The organism is Azospirillum lipoferum (assembly GCF_024170005.1).
Lineage (GTDB): Bacteria > Pseudomonadota > Alphaproteobacteria > Azospirillales > Azospirillaceae > Azospirillum > Azospirillum lipoferum.
This window is the reverse complement of the sequence record NZ_JALJXJ010000014.1, coordinates 111,695-130,076: the sequence shown is the minus strand read 5'-3', so window position 1 is coordinate 130,076 and position 18,382 is coordinate 111,695. Positions and strand designations below refer to the sequence as shown.

The 18,382-nt window shown below is 69.2% G+C and carries 14 protein-coding genes; 9 read left to right on the top strand and 5 right to left on the bottom strand.

All coding sequences use genetic code 11. The features are described from left to right. Positions 1-31: 31 nt before the first annotated feature. Complete coding sequence (locus J2848_RS27410; protein WP_149229684.1) at positions 32-3,760, bottom strand: YhdP family protein; 3,729 nt, start codon at positions 3,758-3,760, stop codon at positions 32-34. Between the two features lie 99 nt (positions 3,761-3,859). Between J2848_RS27410 and J2848_RS27405 the strand changes: the two genes are divergently transcribed. The 4 genes from J2848_RS27405 to J2848_RS27390 all read left to right on the top strand — a co-directional run bounded on the left by J2848_RS27405 (position 3,860) and on the right by J2848_RS27390 (position 9,620). Further along, a complete protein-coding gene (locus J2848_RS27405; protein WP_149229685.1) occupies positions 3,860-6,880 on the top strand; it encodes a bifunctional [glutamine synthetase] adenylyltransferase/[glutamine synthetase]-adenylyl-L-tyrosine phosphorylase in 3,021 nt (1,006 codons plus the stop codon). 45 nt (positions 6,881-6,925) lie between these two features. Next, positions 6,926-7,390 carry a thioredoxin-dependent thiol peroxidase gene (gene bcp, locus J2848_RS27400; RefSeq protein ID WP_149229686.1) on the top strand — a complete coding sequence of 155 codons (465 nt, stop codon included), beginning with the start codon at positions 6,926-6,928 and terminating at the stop codon, positions 7,388-7,390. A gap of 217 nt (positions 7,391-7,607) precedes the next feature. Then, positions 7,608-8,471: a phytanoyl-CoA dioxygenase family protein gene (locus J2848_RS27395; RefSeq protein WP_149229687.1), complete on the top strand. Its 864-nt coding sequence runs from the start codon at positions 7,608-7,610 to the stop codon at positions 8,469-8,471. Between the two features lie 39 nt (positions 8,472-8,510). After that, positions 8,511-9,620, top strand: a complete 1,110-nt coding sequence (locus J2848_RS27390) for an anhydro-N-acetylmuramic acid kinase (protein ID WP_149229688.1) — start codon at positions 8,511-8,513, stop codon at positions 9,618-9,620. Here J2848_RS27390 and J2848_RS27385 read toward each other — a convergent pair. Together J2848_RS27385 and aat are read right to left on the bottom strand one after the other, a co-directional pair. Then, entirely contained in the window at positions 9,518-11,074 is a 1,557-nt protein-coding gene (locus J2848_RS27385; protein WP_149229689.1) for a hypothetical protein, read from the bottom strand. The genes J2848_RS27390 and J2848_RS27385 overlap by 103 nt on opposite strands. A gap of 133 nt (positions 11,075-11,207) precedes the next feature. Next, positions 11,208-11,861 (bottom strand): leucyl/phenylalanyl-tRNA--protein transferase, encoded by a 654-nt coding sequence (gene aat / locus J2848_RS27380; protein WP_149230418.1) that lies wholly within the window; start codon positions 11,859-11,861, stop codon positions 11,208-11,210. 165 nt (positions 11,862-12,026) lie between these two features. Here aat and J2848_RS27375 point away from each other — a divergent pair, with 165 nt between their 5' ends. Continuing rightward, positions 12,027-12,767 (top strand): ribonuclease T2 family protein, encoded by a 741-nt coding sequence (locus J2848_RS27375; protein WP_149229690.1) that lies wholly within the window; start codon positions 12,027-12,029, stop codon positions 12,765-12,767. A 3-nt stretch (positions 12,768-12,770) separates the two neighbouring features. On the opposite strand, the gene J2848_RS27370 is transcribed toward J2848_RS27375, so the two are convergent. Together J2848_RS27370 and J2848_RS27365 are read right to left on the bottom strand one after the other, a co-directional pair. Continuing rightward, complete coding sequence (locus tag J2848_RS27370; protein WP_246193645.1) at positions 12,771-13,688, bottom strand: NAD(P)H-hydrate dehydratase; 918 nt, start codon at positions 13,686-13,688, stop codon at positions 12,771-12,773. Between the two features lie 10 nt (positions 13,689-13,698). Next, positions 13,699-14,478: a histidine phosphatase family protein gene (locus J2848_RS27365; protein WP_246193646.1), complete on the bottom strand. Its 780-nt coding sequence runs from the start codon at positions 14,476-14,478 to the stop codon at positions 13,699-13,701. Between the two features lie 198 nt (positions 14,479-14,676). Between J2848_RS27365 and J2848_RS27360 the strand changes: the two genes are divergently transcribed. From J2848_RS27360 to J2848_RS27340, 4 genes are all read left to right on the top strand, one after another. Further along, entirely contained in the window at positions 14,677-15,783 is a 1,107-nt protein-coding gene (locus J2848_RS27360) for an alkene reductase (RefSeq protein ID WP_149229691.1), read from the top strand. Between the two features lie 255 nt (positions 15,784-16,038). Continuing rightward, entirely contained in the window at positions 16,039-16,602 is a 564-nt protein-coding gene (locus tag J2848_RS36025; RefSeq protein ID WP_042695755.1) for a cold-shock protein, read from the top strand. Between the two features lie 428 nt (positions 16,603-17,030). Next, positions 17,031-17,648, top strand: a complete 618-nt coding sequence (locus J2848_RS27345) for a YgjV family protein (RefSeq protein ID WP_149229692.1) — start codon at positions 17,031-17,033, stop codon at positions 17,646-17,648. Beyond that, entirely contained in the window at positions 17,645-18,367 is a 723-nt protein-coding gene (locus tag J2848_RS27340; protein WP_246193648.1) for a Crp/Fnr family transcriptional regulator, read from the top strand. The genes J2848_RS27345 and J2848_RS27340 overlap by 4 nt, the downstream gene beginning before the upstream one ends. Positions 18,368-18,382: the final 15 nt, after the last annotated feature.

Genomic DNA, 18,382 nt, shown 5'->3' with positions numbered 1-18,382 from the left:
GAGGTGAGCGGGGCGCCGGAAATGCGCCCCCTTACCGCGTGTGCGCTTCCGGCGGTGCCTTGGTGTCCGGCATCGGCGTGCCGTCGCCGCCCAGGAAGAACAGGTTGCGCAGGAAGCCGGGGGCCAGCACGGCCAATGGGTTGACCGACACGTCGGGATCCGACAGCGGTCCCTGGACATGCCAGGTGGCGGAGAAGATGCCCTGGCCCTCGCCGCCGCTCAGCACGTCGCCCAGCAGCGGGATCTGACCGATCAGGCGGTTCAGGCCATAGACCGGGACGATGGTGCCCTGGAGGTTGGCGGTTTCCGTCTCCAGGTCGATCTGCCCCTCCAGCGTCAGGCCGAGCGCCGAGCCGGACGTGCGCAGATCCTTCAGTGTCAGCAGGCGACCCTCCTTGCGGAAATCCGCTGACATGCGGCCGAAATTGATGCCCTTGCCGCCGCCCAGCAGCTCGGCGAAACCGGATGGCGAGATGGCGTTCAGGATGCGCGCCAATGCCGGGACGTCGATCAGCGTGTAGTCGCGGATTTCCGCCTTGCCGACGATGGCGGCATCGGCCCGCGGCTCCGCCGACCGGCCGGTCAGGGTCAGCCGGCCGCCGCGCATGCGATCGTTCAGGTCCATCGCCTGCAGGGCCGAACCCAGATCCTCGGCGGTGATCGCGAGGTCGTAGACACCCTGCGGCCCCGGCCGCCATTTCAGCGACACGCCACCGCCCTCGCTGCGGCCGGTGAGGTCCAGCAGGGTCCAGGCGGTGGCGTCCCGCCGCATGGTTCCCCCAACCTGCCGCAACCGCCGGCCGTCGCCGAACACCACCGAGTCGAACTTGATGGCGACGTCCAGCGGAGTCTTGCGGCTGTCGTCGGCGGCAGACGGCGGCTGTTTCGGCGGCGGCGTCACCGCGCCTTCGCCCGACGGCGTCTTGCCGGTCAGGCCGCGGGCGTCCAGGCTGGTGCCGGTGATGGTGCCGGCATAACCGCCGGCCGGGCCGCCGGGCTTGGCGGGCGGCAGCACGGTCAGGTCTGCACGCAGGTCGGTCTGGCCCAGCTTGAAGCTGGGGGTCTGCACCCGCGCCACCCGCTTGCCGCCGTCGGCCAGTTCCAGATTGGTGACAGACTTCAGCCCCCCGGCATCGACCGTCAGGTTGCTGATGCGGGTGGGCCGGTCCTTGTCGAATTCCAGAGTCAGCTTGCCGGTACCGGGCTTGCCGGCGGGCTTGGCCCAGCCGAGTTCCCCGATGGACAGCCTGGTCTTCTCCAGGTTCAGGTTGCCGGTCAGCAGCAGCTTGTGCTTGCGGTCGACCGTGAACAGGATATCGGCGCCGAAAGGACCCTGCACCCGGTCTTCCAGATCGATGCCGTGGGCGCGCAGGTCGTCGGCGGTGGCGTCGCCCTTCACCGCGATGCGGGTGCGCGGGCCCTTGGCGGCACTGTCGAAGGACTCGTTCCAATCAATGGTGACGGGAATGCCGTCCAGCTTGGTGGCGCCCTTGATCTGCATCGCCTTCAGGTCGAGCGCCAGCGACAGCTCGCCGTCGGTGGCGTTCAGCCCGGCCGCCACCTTCTCCACCCCCACCTTGTGCAGCTTGCCGGTCACGTCGAGGTCGAGTTGCTCCACTTTCAGGTCTGCCAGCAGCGGGAAGGCGAAATGCAGCTGCGCCTCGGCCGTGCCCTGGGTGCGCTTCGGGTCCATCTCCAACTTGGTGGGATAGCCCAACGGTGGCATGTCGATCAGGGTCAGGATGGAACGCACCGGCCCCTGGACCGGCAGGCGGATGTCCATCGTCTCCTTGCCGATGTCGAGCCCGCCGATCACCACCTTGCCGTCGCCGACCTCGATGTCACCCGATTTCGCATCGGCGATCCGGCCCCCCTTGGTCAGCACGGTGAAGGTCTTGCCGTCGGTCGTCGCCTCCACCGCGGCACCGGTGACCGGCGTCAGGTTGTGGAAATAGCGGACGCTGATGTCCTCGCCGGCGATGGTGGCGAGGAAGCGCGTCGTCTCCGGCTCTCCCGACGGTTGCCCTTGCCCGTCGAGCGGCACGGAGAGCGCCGCTTCCGCTCGCGCCTGTGTCACTGCTCCATGCGACAGGTTTCGGGTCACCCACTCGCGCGCGTTTGGACCGGCGACGATGGGCCAATAGCGACGCAACTCGTCCAGCGCGACGCCGCGGGCGGTCGCCTGCGTCTCCACCACCATGCGGTCGCCCTGGCGCTGGGCGGTGGCGGTGGCCTCAAGCCGCGGCTGCGGCCCGCCAGCCTCGCCGAGAACGGCGCTGAAGCCGTCTAGCTCGATGCGGTCGCGGTTGCCATGCAGGCGCAGCAGGGCCGATTCCACCGGAACCGGCCCTTCGAACAGGTCGGGCCGCAGCAACCGGCCGCGGTCGGCCACGATGTCGGCCTTGCCGGCGGTCGGCTGGAGCGACGGATCGAAAGCCAGCTCCACCGTTCCCGACAGCGGCAGCTCCGCCGTTTTCAGCGGCTCCAGCAGCGGGGCGAGGTTGGCGATGGCGGCGGGGGTGAAGCCGGTCAGCCTTGCGGTCGCCCGGCCATCCCCGCCCGGCCCCTGCTGCCCAGACAACTCCAGCCCGGCGGTGCGTCCGCCGGCGGTCAGCGACAGGCGGGCCTGGAGGTCGCGGCCCCGGTCGGTATCGGCCAGCTGGCCCTGGCCGCTCAGCGCCAGAGGCTCGCTGCCGTCCGGGGACACCGCCTTCAGCGACAGATCCTCGACCCGCAGACGCCGGCCCGGCACATCCAACGCGCCGCGTAGTGCGAGGCTCTGTACGGCGACCGGCTCCGGCCGCAGGGCGGGCAGGGCGACGGTGCCGGCGCCGGCGCGTAGGTTCAAGTCGACATTCAGGGGTTCGAAGCGGTCATCGAGCCGCGCCGAGACCGTGCCGGACAGCGGCAGCTTTACCGCCGACAGTGGCGCCAGGGCCGGGCCGAACTCCGCCAGCGCCGCCGGCTCCAGCCCGTCGACGGACATCGTCAGGTCGCTGGTGGTGTCGGCGATGTTGTAGCGGCCGGCGGCGGAGATGGTCACGGCCCGCTGTGGTGCCGCTCCTCCGGTGTTGCCGAGGTCCAGAGTCACGCGGGCACGGCCCTGGGCGCCCTGGGCGTCGCGGGTCAGCACCACGTCGGCGCGCGTGGCGTGCCAAGCGAGGTCGAGCATGCGGTTCTCGACCCGCAGGTCGGCGCCCGTCACCGACAGCCGACGCAGCAGCCCTAACGGCCGGTCGATGTCGGGCGGGCGGCGCAGGCTGTCCAGCGCCTCGTCCATCAGGTCGGGGCCGCCATCATCGGACTTGCGCGCGGACCCGGCGTCGGACCGCACGTCGAAGGCGAGGCTGCCGTCAGCCCGGCGCAGGATGGACAGTCGCGGCCGGACCAGATCCAGGCGGGTCGGCGACAGCGTGCCGCGGAACAGCGCCGGGATAGAGAAGCCTATGCCCATTTCCGGCACCGCGGCCAGTTCCGCCCCGTCGGCGTTCAATGCCTGCACCCGGCGGGCGCGCAGGTCAAGACGGCGGCCGGCGGTCTCCAGCCCGTCCTCCTCCTCCAGCGACAGCACCAGCTCGCCGATGTCGACGTTGAACCGGCCGTCGCGGTCGCTCAGCGCCCGTTCGACATAGGGGATCAGCGGATCGAGTGCCACCGGCCCCTGCGACAGCCGCCACGCGAACAGCCCGCCGGCCGCCAGCGCTACGGCGCCGATCCCGGTCAGCGTCAGGCCGAGAATCTTCGCGGTGCGCCGGATCATCGGGCACTGGCCTGGAGAGTGGCAGAATCGGCCCGATTGACCTTCCTGTCCGACACGTGCAGCTTTCTGCACATGTTTTGAGCAGGAAAGACCGCCGTCATGCCGAGCACCATCGCGTTCTCAAGCCCCTTGCCGAAGCCTTTCGACAGCGCGCAGGCGGCGCTGGGGATGGATCGTTGGCGCCAGCAGGCTGCCGCGGCGGAGCCGGAGACCCGCGCCTGGGCGGAAGCCTTCGCCGATTCGGAAACAGGCCGGGCGCTGATCGAGGCAGTGTGCGGCAACAGCCCGTATCTCGGCCACGGCCTGACGCGGGAACTGCCTTTCGTCGCCCGGACAATGCAGGACGGGTTCGACGCCACCTTCGCCGCGCTGATCGCCTCGCTCCACGCCGAGCATGGCGAGGAGAAATCGATGGACCGGCTGATGGCCGGCCTGCGGGTGGCGAAGCGGCGGGCAGCGCTGCTGATCGCGCTGGCCGACATCGTGGGGGCGTGGCCGCTGTTCCGCGTCACCGGCGCCCTGTCGGAACTGGCGGAGACGGGGGTCCAGCTGGCCGCGAATTTCCTGCTGCGCCGCGCCGGGGAGGCGGGGACGCTGACGCTGCCGGATCCGCAGCGACCGTGGGTCGGTTCGGGCCTGATCGTTTTGGGCATGGGTAAGCTTGGCGGGCGCGAACTCAACTATTCCAGCGACATCGACCTGATCGTCCTGTACGACGACGCTGTTGTGCAGACGCCCCAGCCGGACAACCTCGCGCGAACCTTCATCAGGCTCGCACGCGATCTTGTCCGCATTATGGATGAACGGACCAAGGACGGCTACGTCTTCCGTACCGACCTTCGGCTTAGGCCGGATCCGGGCGCCACGCCGCTGGCGGTTTCCGTCTCCGCGGCCGAAATTTATTACGGCAGTGTCGGCCAGAACTGGGAACGCGCGGCGATGATCAAGGCCCGCCCGATCGCCGGCGATCCCGAGGCGGGGGCCTCCTTCCTCCGCTTCCTGGAGCCCTTCGTCTGGCGCCGCAACCTGGATTTCGCCGCCATCCAGGACATCCATTCGATCAAGCGCCAGATCAACGCCCACAAGGGCCACCGCGAGGTGACGGTCAACGGCCACGACATCAAGGTCGGCCGCGGCGGCATCCGTGAGATCGAGTTTTTCGCCCAGACCCAGCAGCTGATCTTCGGCGGGCGCGACCCGCGCGTGCGCATCGCTCCGACGCTGATGGCGAACGAGGCGCTGCGCGACGTCGGCCGGGTGCCGCCGCAGACGGTGGAGGAGCTTGCCGGGGCCTATCATTTCCTGCGCCGTGTCGAACATCGTATCCAGATGATCGACGACCAGCAGACCCACCGTATTCCCGCCGACGATGCCGGCGTGGCGCATCTGGCGACCTTCCTCGGCTATGACGACCCCGCCGCCTTCCGGGCGGAGCTGCTGGCGACGCTGGGGCAGGTCGAGGACCGCTATGCCGAACTGTTCGAGGAGGCGCCGTCGCTGTCGGGTCCCGGCAATCTGGTCTTCACCGGCACCGACCCCGATCCCGGCACGGTGGAGACGCTGAAGGGCATGGGCTTCGCCGACCCGGCCCGCGTCATCAGCGTGGTGTCGGCCTGGCATCGCGGCCGCTACCGCGCCACACGGTCCGGCCGGGCGCGGGAGTTGCTGACGGAGCTGACCCCCGCCTTGCTGAACGCGCTGGTAAAGACCCCGGCGCCCGATTCGGCGCTGATGAACTTCGACGATTTCCTCGGCAAGCTGCCGGCCGGCGTCGGGCTGTTCTCCCTGTTCGTCGCCAATCCCTGGCTGCTGGAACTGGTGGCGGAGATCATGGGCATTGCGCCGCAGATGGCGCACACCCTGTCGCGCAACCCGTCGCTGCTCGACGCCGTGCTGTCGCCCGATTTCTTCGATACGCTGCCGGGCAAGGAGGACGGGCTGGCCGACGACCATGCCCGGGTGATGGCGGCGGCCCGCGATTTCGAGGATGCCCTGACCTTGTCACGGCGCTGGACCAACGACCAGCGCTTCCGCGCCGGGGTCCACATCCTGCGTGGCATCACCGACGGCGACCGTTGCGGTGCCTTCCTGGCCGATCTGGCCGACATCGTCGTTCCCGACCTCGCCCGCCGGGTGGAGGAGGAGTTCGCCCAGCGCCACGGCCATATCCCCGGAGGCTCCTGGGTGGTGGTGGCGATGGGCAAGCTGGGCAGCCGGCAGCTGACCATCACGTCCGACATCGACCTGATCGTCATTTATGACGTGGCGCCCGGCGACGGCCCGCGCCTGTCCGGCCCTCTCCTGTCCGACGGCGCCAAGCCGCTGTCGCCCAACGAGTATTACATCAAGCTGACCCAGCGCCTGACCAACGCCATCACCGCCCCGATGGGCGACGGACGGCTCTACGAGGTCGACATGCGGCTTCGCCCGTCGGGCAATGCCGGGCCGCTCGCCACCTCGCTGGACGCCTTCGCCAAGTATCAGGCCACCGACGCCTGGACCTGGGAGCATATGGCCCTGACCCGTGCCCGGGTGATCGGCGGCGACGTGGAACTGGCCGGGCGGGTGTCGGCGGCGATCCGTTCCGTCCTGACCGCGCCGCGCGATGCCGACCGGCTGCTGTGGGATGTCGCCGACATGCGGCGGCGAATCGAGAAGGAGTTCGGGACGACCAATGTCTGGAACGTCAAATACGCCCGCGGCGGCCTGATCGACATCGAGTTCATCGCCCAGTACCTGCAACTGCGCCATGGTCACGAGCGTCCGGACATCCTGCACATCGGCACCGCCAAGGCGCTGGGATGCGCTGCCCGGACCGGGGCGCTGGCTGGCGACGTGGCGGAGGACCTGGAAGCGACGCTGCGGCTGTGGCGGCGGGTGCAGGGCTTCCTGCGGCTGACCACCGCCGGGGTGCTGGACCCCAACCAGGTGTCGCCCAGCCTGCTGGCCGGGCTGGTCCGCGCAGCCTTTCCTGACGAGCGTGAGCCTGGCGGTGTTGACTTCCCGGAGCTGGACCACAGAATCCGTGCCGTCGCCGCCCGCGCCCATGGTCATTTCAAGGCCTTGGTCGAGGAGCCGGCAAGCCGTCTGGCCCCACCCACCACCACGCCCCCGGCCTGAGGACTCGTTTCCCCTGCCGGCAAGTAGAAGGACATTCGAGCAGCCATGACCGTAGACGTCGGAACGCCCGCCCCGGATTTCACCATGCCGACCGATGGTGGGGGCAGCGTCACGCTGTCGGCCCTGCGCGGCAAGCCGGTGGTCCTGTATTTCTACCCGAAGGACGACACGTCGGGCTGTACGTCGGAGGCCTGCGGCTTCCGTGACCAGCTGCCCGACTTCTCCGCCGTCGATGCGGTGGTGATCGGTGTCTCCAAGGACAGCGTCGCCAGCCACGACAAGTTCAAGGCGAAGCACGAGCTGACCTTCACGCTGGCGTCGGACACCGACGGCGCCGTCTGCGAGGCCTATGGCACCTGGGTCGAGAAGAGCATGTACGGCCGCAAGTACATGGGCATCGACCGCGCCACCTTCCTGATCGACAAGGACGGCGTGGTGCGCAACGTCTGGCGCAAGGTGAAGGTCACCGGCCATGTCGCCGCGGTGCTGAAGGCCGTGCAGGCGCTGTAACCTTGAACGGGAGGGTGGGGCGCCTTTTTCTCCCGGCATGGACCGTAGGGGAAAGACGCTCTGCCTGCCCGGCTATTCCCCCGGCGTGTGGGCGTACGCCCGAAGGGTATTTTTAGAATCGCCCCAAACCTGCCTACACTTCGTGCATTCCGGCACCAGAGGCCGCGCAACCCACCGCGGTTTTGGTCCTTCGGCTGCCTCCAGGGATGCACACGCCATGAACGTTGCGAACATTGCCCGGCGCCTCGTCGCCGGTGAACTTCACTATGCGCTGGGCCGGTTCGAAACGGTGCGGCGCGGCTACAGTGCCCTGCGCCGCCTGTCGCCGCGGTCGCGCCAGCGGGCGCCGGCCGGACCGCCCATCGCCTTGCCGCCGTTGCCGGCCACCCTGTTCGCCGGTCAGACGGTGGACCGCGCTCTGGCCGACCTGCGGCGCGACTCGATCGCGCTCGGCTTCGACCTGCCCTGGTCGATGGTGGAGGAGATGGTGGAGTTCGCCACCCACTCCCCCCTGCAGCGGCGGCTGCGCGACGACCGCATGTTCTATCGCCACAATGTCCGCAAGGGCCGGCTGGAGGACGGGTCGCCCGCGGTGATGGGCATCGTCCCCGATCCGCTGGACTGCCCGGCAGTGCGCCGGGTCTGCCGCGATCCGCTGCTGATGGAGTGTGCCGGGGCTTTCCTGGGCTTTCCCGCCACCAAGATCATCCCGCGCCTGTTCTGGAGCTTCGTCACCGACGCCACCGATGACGAGCGCCGCCAGTTGGGGCAGACCATCGACTGGCATTTCGACGTCCACGACTTCCATTTCTGTTCGGCCCAGTTCTACCTGACCGATGTCGGACCGGGCGCCGGGGAGCATGCGCTGGTCCGCGGCAGCCATCATGGCAAGTCGCTGCGCATGCTGATGGGATCGGCCAACGCCCGCGACGAGCAGCTGTTCACCCACTTTGCCCGCGACCGCATCCTGGTGGTGGAGGGGCCGGCCGGCACAGGCTTCATCGAGGACACTTCCTGCTACCATCGCGCCACCCCGCCGGCCAGCCGCGAGCGGCTGATGCTGCAGCTCTGGATCAGCTGAGCTAGAGTGGACCGCATCGTCACAGGGGATGCGGAACGGATGATGGAAGCGAAGGAAGGGCTGCGCACGGTCGTCGGCCTGATGAGCGGCACGTCGATGGACGGCATCGACGCTGCCCTGCTGCGCACCGACGGGCGCGACCGGGTGGAGGCGCTGGACTTCCTGACCATCCCTTATGATGACGGCTTCCGGACCCGGCTGCGCGGCTGCCTTGGCGGGGCGGACCGGTCCGGACCGGTGGCGGCGGTCGAGCGCGATCTGACCGATGCCCATGCCGGTGCGGTGCGCCGCCTGCTGGACAAGGCGGGCCTCGCGGCGGCGGCGGTCGAGCTGATCGGCTTCCACGGCCACACCATCCACCACGACCCGGACCGGCGCCTGACTTGCCAGATCGGCGACGGCGCCCGGCTGGCTGCCGTGACCGGCATCGCCGTGGTCAACGACTTCCGTAGCGCCGATGTGGCCGTGGGCGGACAGGGGGCGCCGCTGGTCCCGCTGTTTCACCGCGCACTGGCCCATGACCTGCCGCGTCCGCTCGCCGTCCTCAACATCGGTGGCGTCGCCAATGTGAGCTGGATCGGTCCGGGATCGGCGGAGGGGGAGGCGGAGGTCGTCGCTTGCGACACCGGGCCGGGCAATGCCCTGATCGACGACTGGGTGCTGCGCCACGGGCTCGGCCGCTTCGACGCCGGCGGTGCGCTGGCGGCAAGCGGCCGAGTCGATGCTGTGGCTCTGGCCGCCCTGACGGCCCATCCCTATTTCGATCGCCCGGCGCCCAAGTCGCTGGACCGCGACGCCTTCGACCCGGCCCCGGTGGCTGCCTTGTCGCCGCAGGACGGTGCGGCCACCCTGACCGCCTTCACCGCCGAGTCGGTTGCCCGTGTCGTCTCCCACCTGCCGGCCCCGCCGGTGCGCTGGCTGGTCTGCGGCGGCGGGAGGCACAACGCCACGCTGATGGCGATGCTGGCAGATCGGCTGGGCGTGCCGGTCGAGCCGGCCGACCTCGTCGGCTGGGATGGCGATGCGTTGGAGGCGCAGGCCTTTGGCTATCTCGCCGTGCGCAGCAGGCTGGGATTGCCGCTTAGCCTGCCGGCGACCACCGGGGTGCCGGTGCCCATGCGCGGCGGCCTGTTCCATCCCGTCGCCTGATTTTTCCGGCCGGCAGGCAGAGCGTCTCGGCTGCGGGCCGTCGTCAGCAGGACCAAGGCGGCGAAGGGCACCAGCCAGATCACGCGGTTCTGATAGCGGTCATGGACGGCCGACAGCCCGCCGGTGACGACGGCGTTCAGCGTCAGCCCAAGCCCGATCACCAGGAGTAGCATCCGTACCCGCCCGTCGACCCGCCGCCAGCGCCCCAGCCCCAGCGTGGCGAGCCCCAGCACGCCGAGCGACAGCGATAGGTCCTGGACCAGGGCCAGCCCGTCGCGGGGGAAACGCCCCTGCGTTTGCAGCGATTGGTCGAAGGCGGCATAGACCGCAGCGGGGAAGCGGCTGAACAGGCGGCGGGTCAGCGGCTTGACGGGATCGTTCAGGGTGTCGTCCGGTTGGACCTCGACGAACTGGCCGGCGGCATTCGTCAGCCCATGTTCGGCAACCGCGGCCGGACGGCTGGCGATGGTGTCGTGGGCGATCTCCGCCGCCTCGGCCACGAAGCGCGGCTGGTCGCCGAAGCGGCGGCGGGCGCCGTCGGGGTGCCAGAGGAAATAGTCGGAGGTGACATAGCCCGGCGCGCTGCGGTCCAGACTGTCCAGGCTGCCGCACAGCAGGTAATCGCGGCTGCGGCAGGCCTCCGCCAGATAGTCGCGCGCCGGACCGTCACCGATCAGACGGGCCAGCAGGAAGACGGGGGAGCTTTCGGACAGCACCGGCCGGCCGGCGGTCAGCAGGTTGGAGCCGGTCAGCAGCCCGACCGCCAGCACCATCGGCAACAGCACCCCCCAGGCCAGCGACCGTAGCATCGCGCGGTCGTGCCACAGCGCCCAGAGCCCGAGCAGGACGACCATCCCGCCCAGGATTGCCAGATGGCTGAGGTGGCAGACGATCATGCCGGTGAGCGCCGCGACGGTCAGCAGCCGTTGCATGACGGTGAAGGCAAGCCAGCGCATGACGACGACATAGACCAGCAGGATCACCAATCCGGTGAGGAAGTCCGGCATGATTGTCGCGACGTGCAGCGACAGGCTGGTGGTCAGCCCCAGCACCGCGGCGATGCCGAGGAACAGCCCAGGCCGCTCCGGCGCACCCGCCGTGGTCAGGGCCGCCCGCAGGACCGCCGCCGCCAGGATACCTTGGCCCAGCGGGATCAGCCACACGCCCCAGCCGCCCCAGCCACCGACGAAGGGCAGCAGGAACAGCATGTAGCCGAAGGGCCGCAGGAAGAAGATGTTGGCCGAGGAGGGGCCGTGCGGTGACAGGTCCGGTGGGGTCGTCCAGGCCGGCTGGGCGGCATGGTGCAGGATGTTGAAGGCCGGCTCCAGATAGCCCGGCGTGTCGTCGAAGGTCAGTGGGAAGCCGTTCAGCATCAACAGCGGTGCGCCGATCAGGGCTCCCGCCAGCATGATGGTAAGGGTGGGTAGAACCCGGGAATTGTTCCAAAAGCGCATGGGCGCCTTCCAGCCATGGCGGTGGATGCGCGGAGGATGGCCGCCGTCGCTGCAACGCACAATGGATCGGGTGTGGTAGAGGGGGAGCGCGGGGCGACGCTTCCGGCATACCCCCCGGCGGCAGGATGTCCGTTCAGGCAGGCGGCGTGCCGGCCGTCTCCAGCAGGTCGGCCAGCGCCGCCTGCTGGTCGACGCCGCGGAAATCGGTCTTGCGCTCCATTGCGGCGGCAAGGCGGCGGCGGTACTCGGTGCGTGGGATCTCGATGGCGCCGAATCGGCTCAGATGTTCTGTCACGAACTGGGTGTCGAGCAGGGCGAAGCCGGCGGCGCGCAGCCGGGCAACCAGATGGACCAGCGCCACCTTGCTGGCCCCGGTCTCGCGGCTGAACATGCTCTCGCCGAAATAGGCGCCGCCGATCGACACTCCATAGAGCCCGCCGACCAGCCGGCCGTCGCGCCAGCATTCCACGCTGTGGGCGTATCCGGTGTCGAACAGATCGCCATAGAGGCGGACGATGTCGTCGTTGATCCAGGTCTTCGGCCGGTCCTCCGTCGCTTCGGCGCAGCCTTCGATCACCGCGCGGAAGGCGGTGTCGAACCGCAGCTCGAACGGGCAGCGGCGCAGCGTCTTGCGCAGGCTGCGCGCCACGTGGAAGCCGTCCAGCGGCAGGATGCCGCGGCGTTCCGGGTCGAACCAGTGAAGCTCCCGCGATTCGGCGCTCTCGGCCATCGGGAAGATGCCGGCGGCATAGGCGCGCAGCAGAATCGGGGCGGACAGGGTGAACATGCCGGTCACTATACCCTCTGGAGGAACGGAACGCGCAAAGGTTCGGCAGAAGGAGTTTCGGCCAAGTGATATCTGACCGGGTGGTACCGGTGTCGAGACCCCGCGACAGAAACATCCTTCCATGGTATGCAACGCAGGGAAGCATAGCCCTGGGGGAAGACCGTCATGCGAAGCGCCGCCGTCGCCATCCTGTCCGCTCTGGTTGCCGGACTGTTCACCGCAAGCCCCTCCTGGGCGCAGAGGCGGGCGGAGCCGGGCAACTTCGACTATTACATCCTGTCGCTGTCCTGGACGCCGACCTATTGCGCCCGCGACAAGAACGGACCCGATCCCGATCAGTGCGGCGACCGGAAATACGGCTTCGTCGTCCATGGCTTGTGGCCGCAATACAATGACGGCAGCTATCCCGCCACCTGTACCCGCGACCGCAACCTGCCCAAGACGGTGGTGGACCAGACCATGCCGGTGATGCCGAGCGTCGGGCTGATGATGCATGAATGGCGCAAGCACGGGACCTGCTCCGGCCTGAACGCCACCGACTATTTTGCCAAGCTGCGCGGTGCCGCGGCAAAGGTGGCGATTCCTGAGTCGTTGAAGGCGCCCGGCCCGACCGTACCGGCGACGCAGGTGGAGCGGCTGTTCCTGGATGCCAATCCCGGTCTGACCGCGGAAGGGGTGGCGGTCGTCTGCTCCCGCCGCGACGTGTCGGAGGTGCGGGTCTGCCTCAACAAGGACCTGGGCTTCGTCGCCTGCGGCCAGAAGGTGGTCGACCGCTGCCGCGACCGCGATGCCGCGCTGTCGGCGGATGTGGCCCCGTCGCAGCCGCGCCGTGCCGCAACACCCCCGGCCGCCCCGGCGCTGCCGCCTGCCCCTGCCCCTGCCCCTGTAAGTGCTCCGGTGCGGTGAGCTTCAGCGGTCGTCCGCCTCGCTCGCCAGTGCCGCCATCACTGCAGGGATTTCCGCCAGGAGTTCGCGGGCGAGGAAACCCAGTGGGCCGATGCGGCGGGTCAGGCGGTTGCCGGCTTCGCCGTGCAGGTAGACGCCCCAGATGGCGGCCTGCTCCGGGCTGGCGCCGCGGGCCAGCAGGCCGGCGACGATCCCGGCCAGAGTGTCGCCGGAACCGGAGGTCGCCAGCCCCACCGTGCCGCCGCGATAGGCCCAGGCCCGTCCGTCCGGGGCGACGATGCGGGTGCAGCTTCCCTTGAGCGCCACCACCGCCTTCAGCCGTTCTGCCGCCTGCCGCGCACAGCCGAGCGGGTCGGCGTCCACCCGGTCGCGGGAGCAGCCCAGCAGCCCGGCCATCTCGCCGGCATGGGGAGTGATGACCAGACGGCCCTCATGCCGGTGCAGTGGCACCGGGTCGTGCCCCAGCCCGGCCAGCGCACCGGCGTCCAGCACGAACCGTGGCCCCTCCTGTCCCGCCTCCAGGCGGGTCAGCAGCGCCGCGGTCAGGTTGGCGACCGCCGCTTCGTCCATCATGCCCGGGCCGATCAGCACGGTATCGCAGCGCGAAGCGCGCTCGGCCAGTGCCTCGGCCGACTCGGGCGCGATCCCGCCATCGGCGGTCTCGGGCAGGCCGGCGACGAGGGCTTCCGGCAGGGCGAGGCCCAGGTGCGGGGCGATGCTGGCGGCGGTGGCGACCTGCAGCTTGCCGGCGCCGGCCCGCAACACACCGATCCCGGCCAGCAGCGCACCGCCCGGAACCGGAACGCTGCCGGCCAGCACCAGCACCCGGCCACGGGTTTCCTTGTCGCCGTCGCCGTCCGGCTGGGGCAGGGGCATGCCGCGCAGAAGCTCGGCGGTGACGGGAATTTCCTCGGCGTCCAATCGCGTCTCCTCAGCGGGCGGCGACGGCCGCGTCCGGCTCGGCGGTGACCGGGGCGCCGGCCTCCTCCAGCGGGGCGACGAAGTTGTAGCGGTGCAGCAGCAGCCCGCCGCGTGGCCCGGCCTGGGCGTCGAAACGGTATTCGGTGACGGAGCAGTTGGCGACGTCGCCGGCCGCGTCGATGGCGAGGATCTCCTCCTCCGTCAGGTTCTCCAGCAGATAGCGCAGGCACAGCACCACCACTTGATGCCCGACGATCAGCACCCGCCGGCCGCCATGATGCAGGCTGACGGTGTCGAGCGCGCTGCGCAGCCGCAGGATCACGTCGCACCAGCTCTCACCCCCCGGCGGGCGGTGATAGAACTTGCCCAGCAGGCGGCGGAATTCGGCCTGTTCGGGGAATTCCTGGCGGATGCCGGCGGTGGTCAGCCGGTCGAGCACGCCGAACTCCTTCTCACGCAGCCGCTCGTCGATGACGAAGTCGTTAGGATGGACCGGCAGCCCGCCCGACTGGTGCAGCCGTTCCGCCGTCCGCATTGCCCGCCGGTAGGGTGAGGTCAGCACCACGTCGGGCCGTTCCACCGCCGGCATGGCGGCGAACCAGCGGCCGAGAGCGTCGGACTGCCGCTCGCCCAGCGGGCTGAGCGGAACGTCCACGTCGCGCTCGGCGATGTCGATCCTGCCGAGTCCGGCGGCATGCGCGGCGTCGCGGGCGACGTTCCCGGCACTCTCGCCATGGCGGACGATCCAGAGGCGCTCGGGCCAAGGGTGCTGCATCGGCGCGTGCTGCATCGGCGATCCCGCTTTTTCCGGTGGAGGATTGTGTCGGGAATAACCGCCGGAGGCCCGGAAAGGTCCCGCCGGGACGCCGGGCACGGTATGGCAGCCATGCTTCTCATCCGGTTGCTGCGGTGCAACGAAGCCTTGCCGGGTGCTTATGGCGGGCCACTCTTTCCTGTCCAGTTCTCACCCATACAGAATGGATCGGACATGACGGACAGCCAGGACGCGGCCCCCCTGTTCCAGCCGGTGACGATCGGGCGCTACACCCTGCCCAACCGCATCGCCATGGCGCCGCTGACCCGCAGCCGCACCGACAACGCCACCGGCGTGCCGACCGCGATGAATGCCGAATATTATGCCCAGCGCGCCAGCGCCGGCCTGATCATCGCCGAGGCGACGCAGATCTCGCCGCAGGGCAAGGGCTATGCCTATACCCCCGGCATCCACAGCGCCGAGCAGGTGGCGGGCTGGAGACTGGTCACCGATGCCGTCCATGCCAAGGGCGGGCATATGTGCCTCCAGCTCTGGCATGTCGGCCGCATCTCCCACCCCGACCTGCAACCCGGCGGCGCCCTGCCGGTGGCCCCGTCGGCGGTGAAGCCGGACGTGAAGGCCTTCACCGTCGACGGCTTCAAGGACATCCCGACTCCGCGGGCGCTCGACGCCTCGGAACTGCCGGGCATCGTCGAGGATTACCGCCGTGCCACCCGAAACGCGCTGGCTGCCGGCTTCGACATGGTGGAGGTGCATGCTGCCAACGGCTACCTGATCGACCAGTTTCTGCGCGACGGCACCAACAAGCGCACCGACGCCTATGGCGGCCCGGTCGAGAATCGCGCGCGTTTCCTGTTCGAGGTGCTGGATGCCGTGGTGGCGGAGGCGGGGGTCGACCGTGTCGGCATCCGCCTGTCGCCGCTGAGCCCGGCCAACGACGCCCAGGAAAGCGACCCGATTGGCACCTTCAGCCCGGTGATCCGGCAGCTGAACGACTACGGGCTTGCCTATCTGCACATGATCGAGGGGGTGACCCGCGGCCCGCATCCCGGATTCGGCGGCGATCTCGCCGAACTGCGCGGGCTCTACAAGGGCCGCTACATGGCCAACAACGTCTATGACCGCGCCATGGCGATCCAGGCGGCAGCCGGCGGCCATGCCGACGTGATCGCCTTCGGCCGGCCCTTCATCGCCAACCCCGATCTGGTGGAACGGCTGCGCATCGACGCCCCGCTGGCCGAGCCGGACCAGAAGACCTTCTATGGTGGTGATCGTCACGGCTACACCGACTATCCCACGTTGAGCCAGTCGGCAGCCTGAGGCGCCGCCGCACGGGGGGCGTGCAAAAACCTTCCGAGTCGCGCGGGCGGAAGCGGTACGGGGGTGCCGGAAGCAGTGGGTGGAGCGGCACTTCGGTGCCGCTTCCGCTCGATCGGGACGCCGGCAGGCAGGGAAGCGTGAGCCAGGGGTGAGGCAATTAACGGCGATTCGGCCATCTTTCCTTTGGAAGGCTTGACCTGGGACCGGATCCCTGTGACAAAAGACATTCGGCACACTCTATGAGCTTGAAGACACATGTTCGACCGCCCGCCCCGCCAGGGCTTCCGCGCTCCCGAGATCACCAAGTCCAACGTCACCGCCACCGTGAAGTGGTTCAACCCCACCAAGGGGTTCGGCTTCGTGTCGCCTGAGGACGGTTCGCCCGACGCCTTCCTGCACGTCTCCGCGGTTCAGGCCGCCGGCTACGACGCGCTGGACGAAGGCACCACCATCACCTGTGACCTGGCCCGTGGGCCGAAGGGTCCGCAGGTGGCCTCCATCCACACGGTCGATACGTCGACCGCTCAGCGTTCGGCCCGTCCGCGGACGACCGGCGGCTTCGACCGTGGCGGCTATGACCGCGGCGGCTACGATGCCGGCGGTGCCGGTGGCGAAGAAGTCGACGGCACCGTGAAGTGGTTCAATGCCGACAAGGGCTTTGGCTTCATCACGCCCAGCACTGGTGGCAAGGACGTCTTCGTCCACGTCAACGTGCTGCGCCGTTCGGGCATGCAGACCCTTCAGGAAGGCGATCAGGTGCGCGTCACCGTTCGCCAGGGCCAGAAGGGTCCGGAAGCGGGCAAGGTCGAGTACCTGTAAGGTTCCGGGTTTACCCGGGCCTCGGCCGCAAGGCGTTCGTCCTCTCCGGACGCACGCCGCACCGGCTGGCTCCGCTTGGCTGGAAAGCCTGACGAAGCCCCGAGCCGCGTCGGCTCCGGGCTTCCCGGTGAGAGTCCGGACTTTCAGCGCACGGTGCATCCCTTCCCGGGGGTGCGCCGTGCGTTCCTGTCTTTAGTTCTACTGCATTTGCGGTCCTGGCTCGTGAGTGATCCGGCTGTGGCTCCAGCATGGCCCGGCTGTTCGTTGCGTGTGTCTTCCGCTCTGTTTTCTTGCGCTATGCCTGCTCCTTGGCGCCGCCCTCCGGGGCGGCCGGCGCTGTTCCCAATGCCGTTAAATAAGCCGGTTTTTCCAACCCGGCTTCCTGTTTTCCTGTCCGCTGTCCCACGCTGTCGAAGGCGCGATCCGGTATGAGCGAGCTGCTGACCGACCTGCTTTCGGCGGTTGAGGGCGTGGTTCAGGGTGATGGATGGTCCGTGGCGCAGCTGCTCGGCTTTTGCGGCACGCTCGGCGGCATGCTCTGGCCGTTCTTCCGCAGTCGCACCGCCATGCTGCTGATGCAGCTGGTACCTTGCGTGTGTTTCGCCCTGCATTTCGCCATGGTGGGCGCCCCGACCGCGGCGGCGCTGAATGGGCTGGCTGCGCTTCAGGTGGTGGCGGCGCTGGCGGTTGGTGGCCGGCCGGCCTTCCGCATCGTCTATCTGCTGATCCTGCCAGTGATCGCCGCGGTGATGGCCGTCACCTGGACCGGTCTGCCGTCGGCCTTCGCCGCGGCGGGAATGGCGCTGATCAGCCTTGCCCGCTATCAAACGCAGGTTGCGCGCTTCCGCGGCACCATGCTGGTGGCTTTGCCCTGTTGGTTCGTGCACAACAGTCTGGTGGGATCGGTGCCGGGGATGATCTCGGACGTGACGGGGATCGTCGTCAATGCCTGGATGCTGCTGCGCGGTACCGGGATGGCACCGCCTCAACCAGCACCTCTGGCAACATCAATTCCGTCGGCGAGCGGGGAGGCGAAGCTGTCATGACCGTCAACCATTCGAACCTGTCGCATTCGAATCTGTCGTCGGAAGACGCCACCGCACTGCGCGCGATCCCGCTGTTCGCCAAGCTGACCGACCGTGCGGTGTCCCTGCTGGGCGGTGTCGCCATCGTACGGCCGGTGTCGCGCGGCACCACCCTGTTCCTTCAGGACGAGCCTGCCGACCGCTTCTTCGTCCTGCTCGACGGCTGGGTGAAGCTGTACCGCCTGACCCGCGACGGGACGGAGGCGGTCGTGCATGTCATCGGCCCGGCGGAGAGCTTCGCCGAGGCCGCCATGTTCGCCGACGGCAAGTTCCCGGTCTGTGCGGAGGCGGTGACCGACGCCCGCGTCCTGACCCTGACCGCCGACGGATTCGCCCGCTGCCTGCGCGAGGACGACCGCATCGCCTTCGGCATGCTGGGGTCGCTGTCGGTCCGCCTGCGCCATCTGGTGACGCAGATCGAACAGCTTCAGGTCCAGCCGGCGCCACAGCGGGTCGCCGCCTTCCTGATGCGCGTCTGCCCGCCGGGCGACGGCCCGGCGCAGTTCCAGCTTCCCTTCGACAAGGCGCTGATCGCGCGCCGCCTGGGCATGCAGCCGGAAACCCTGTCGCGGGCGCTGGCCAAGCTGCGGGCAGTAGGGGTGGAAACCCAAGGCCTGACCGTCAGCGTCGCCGAGCGCGCCTCCCTGCGCGCCATGGCCGAAGCCGGCGAGGAGGAGTGACGGGATCGCATCACC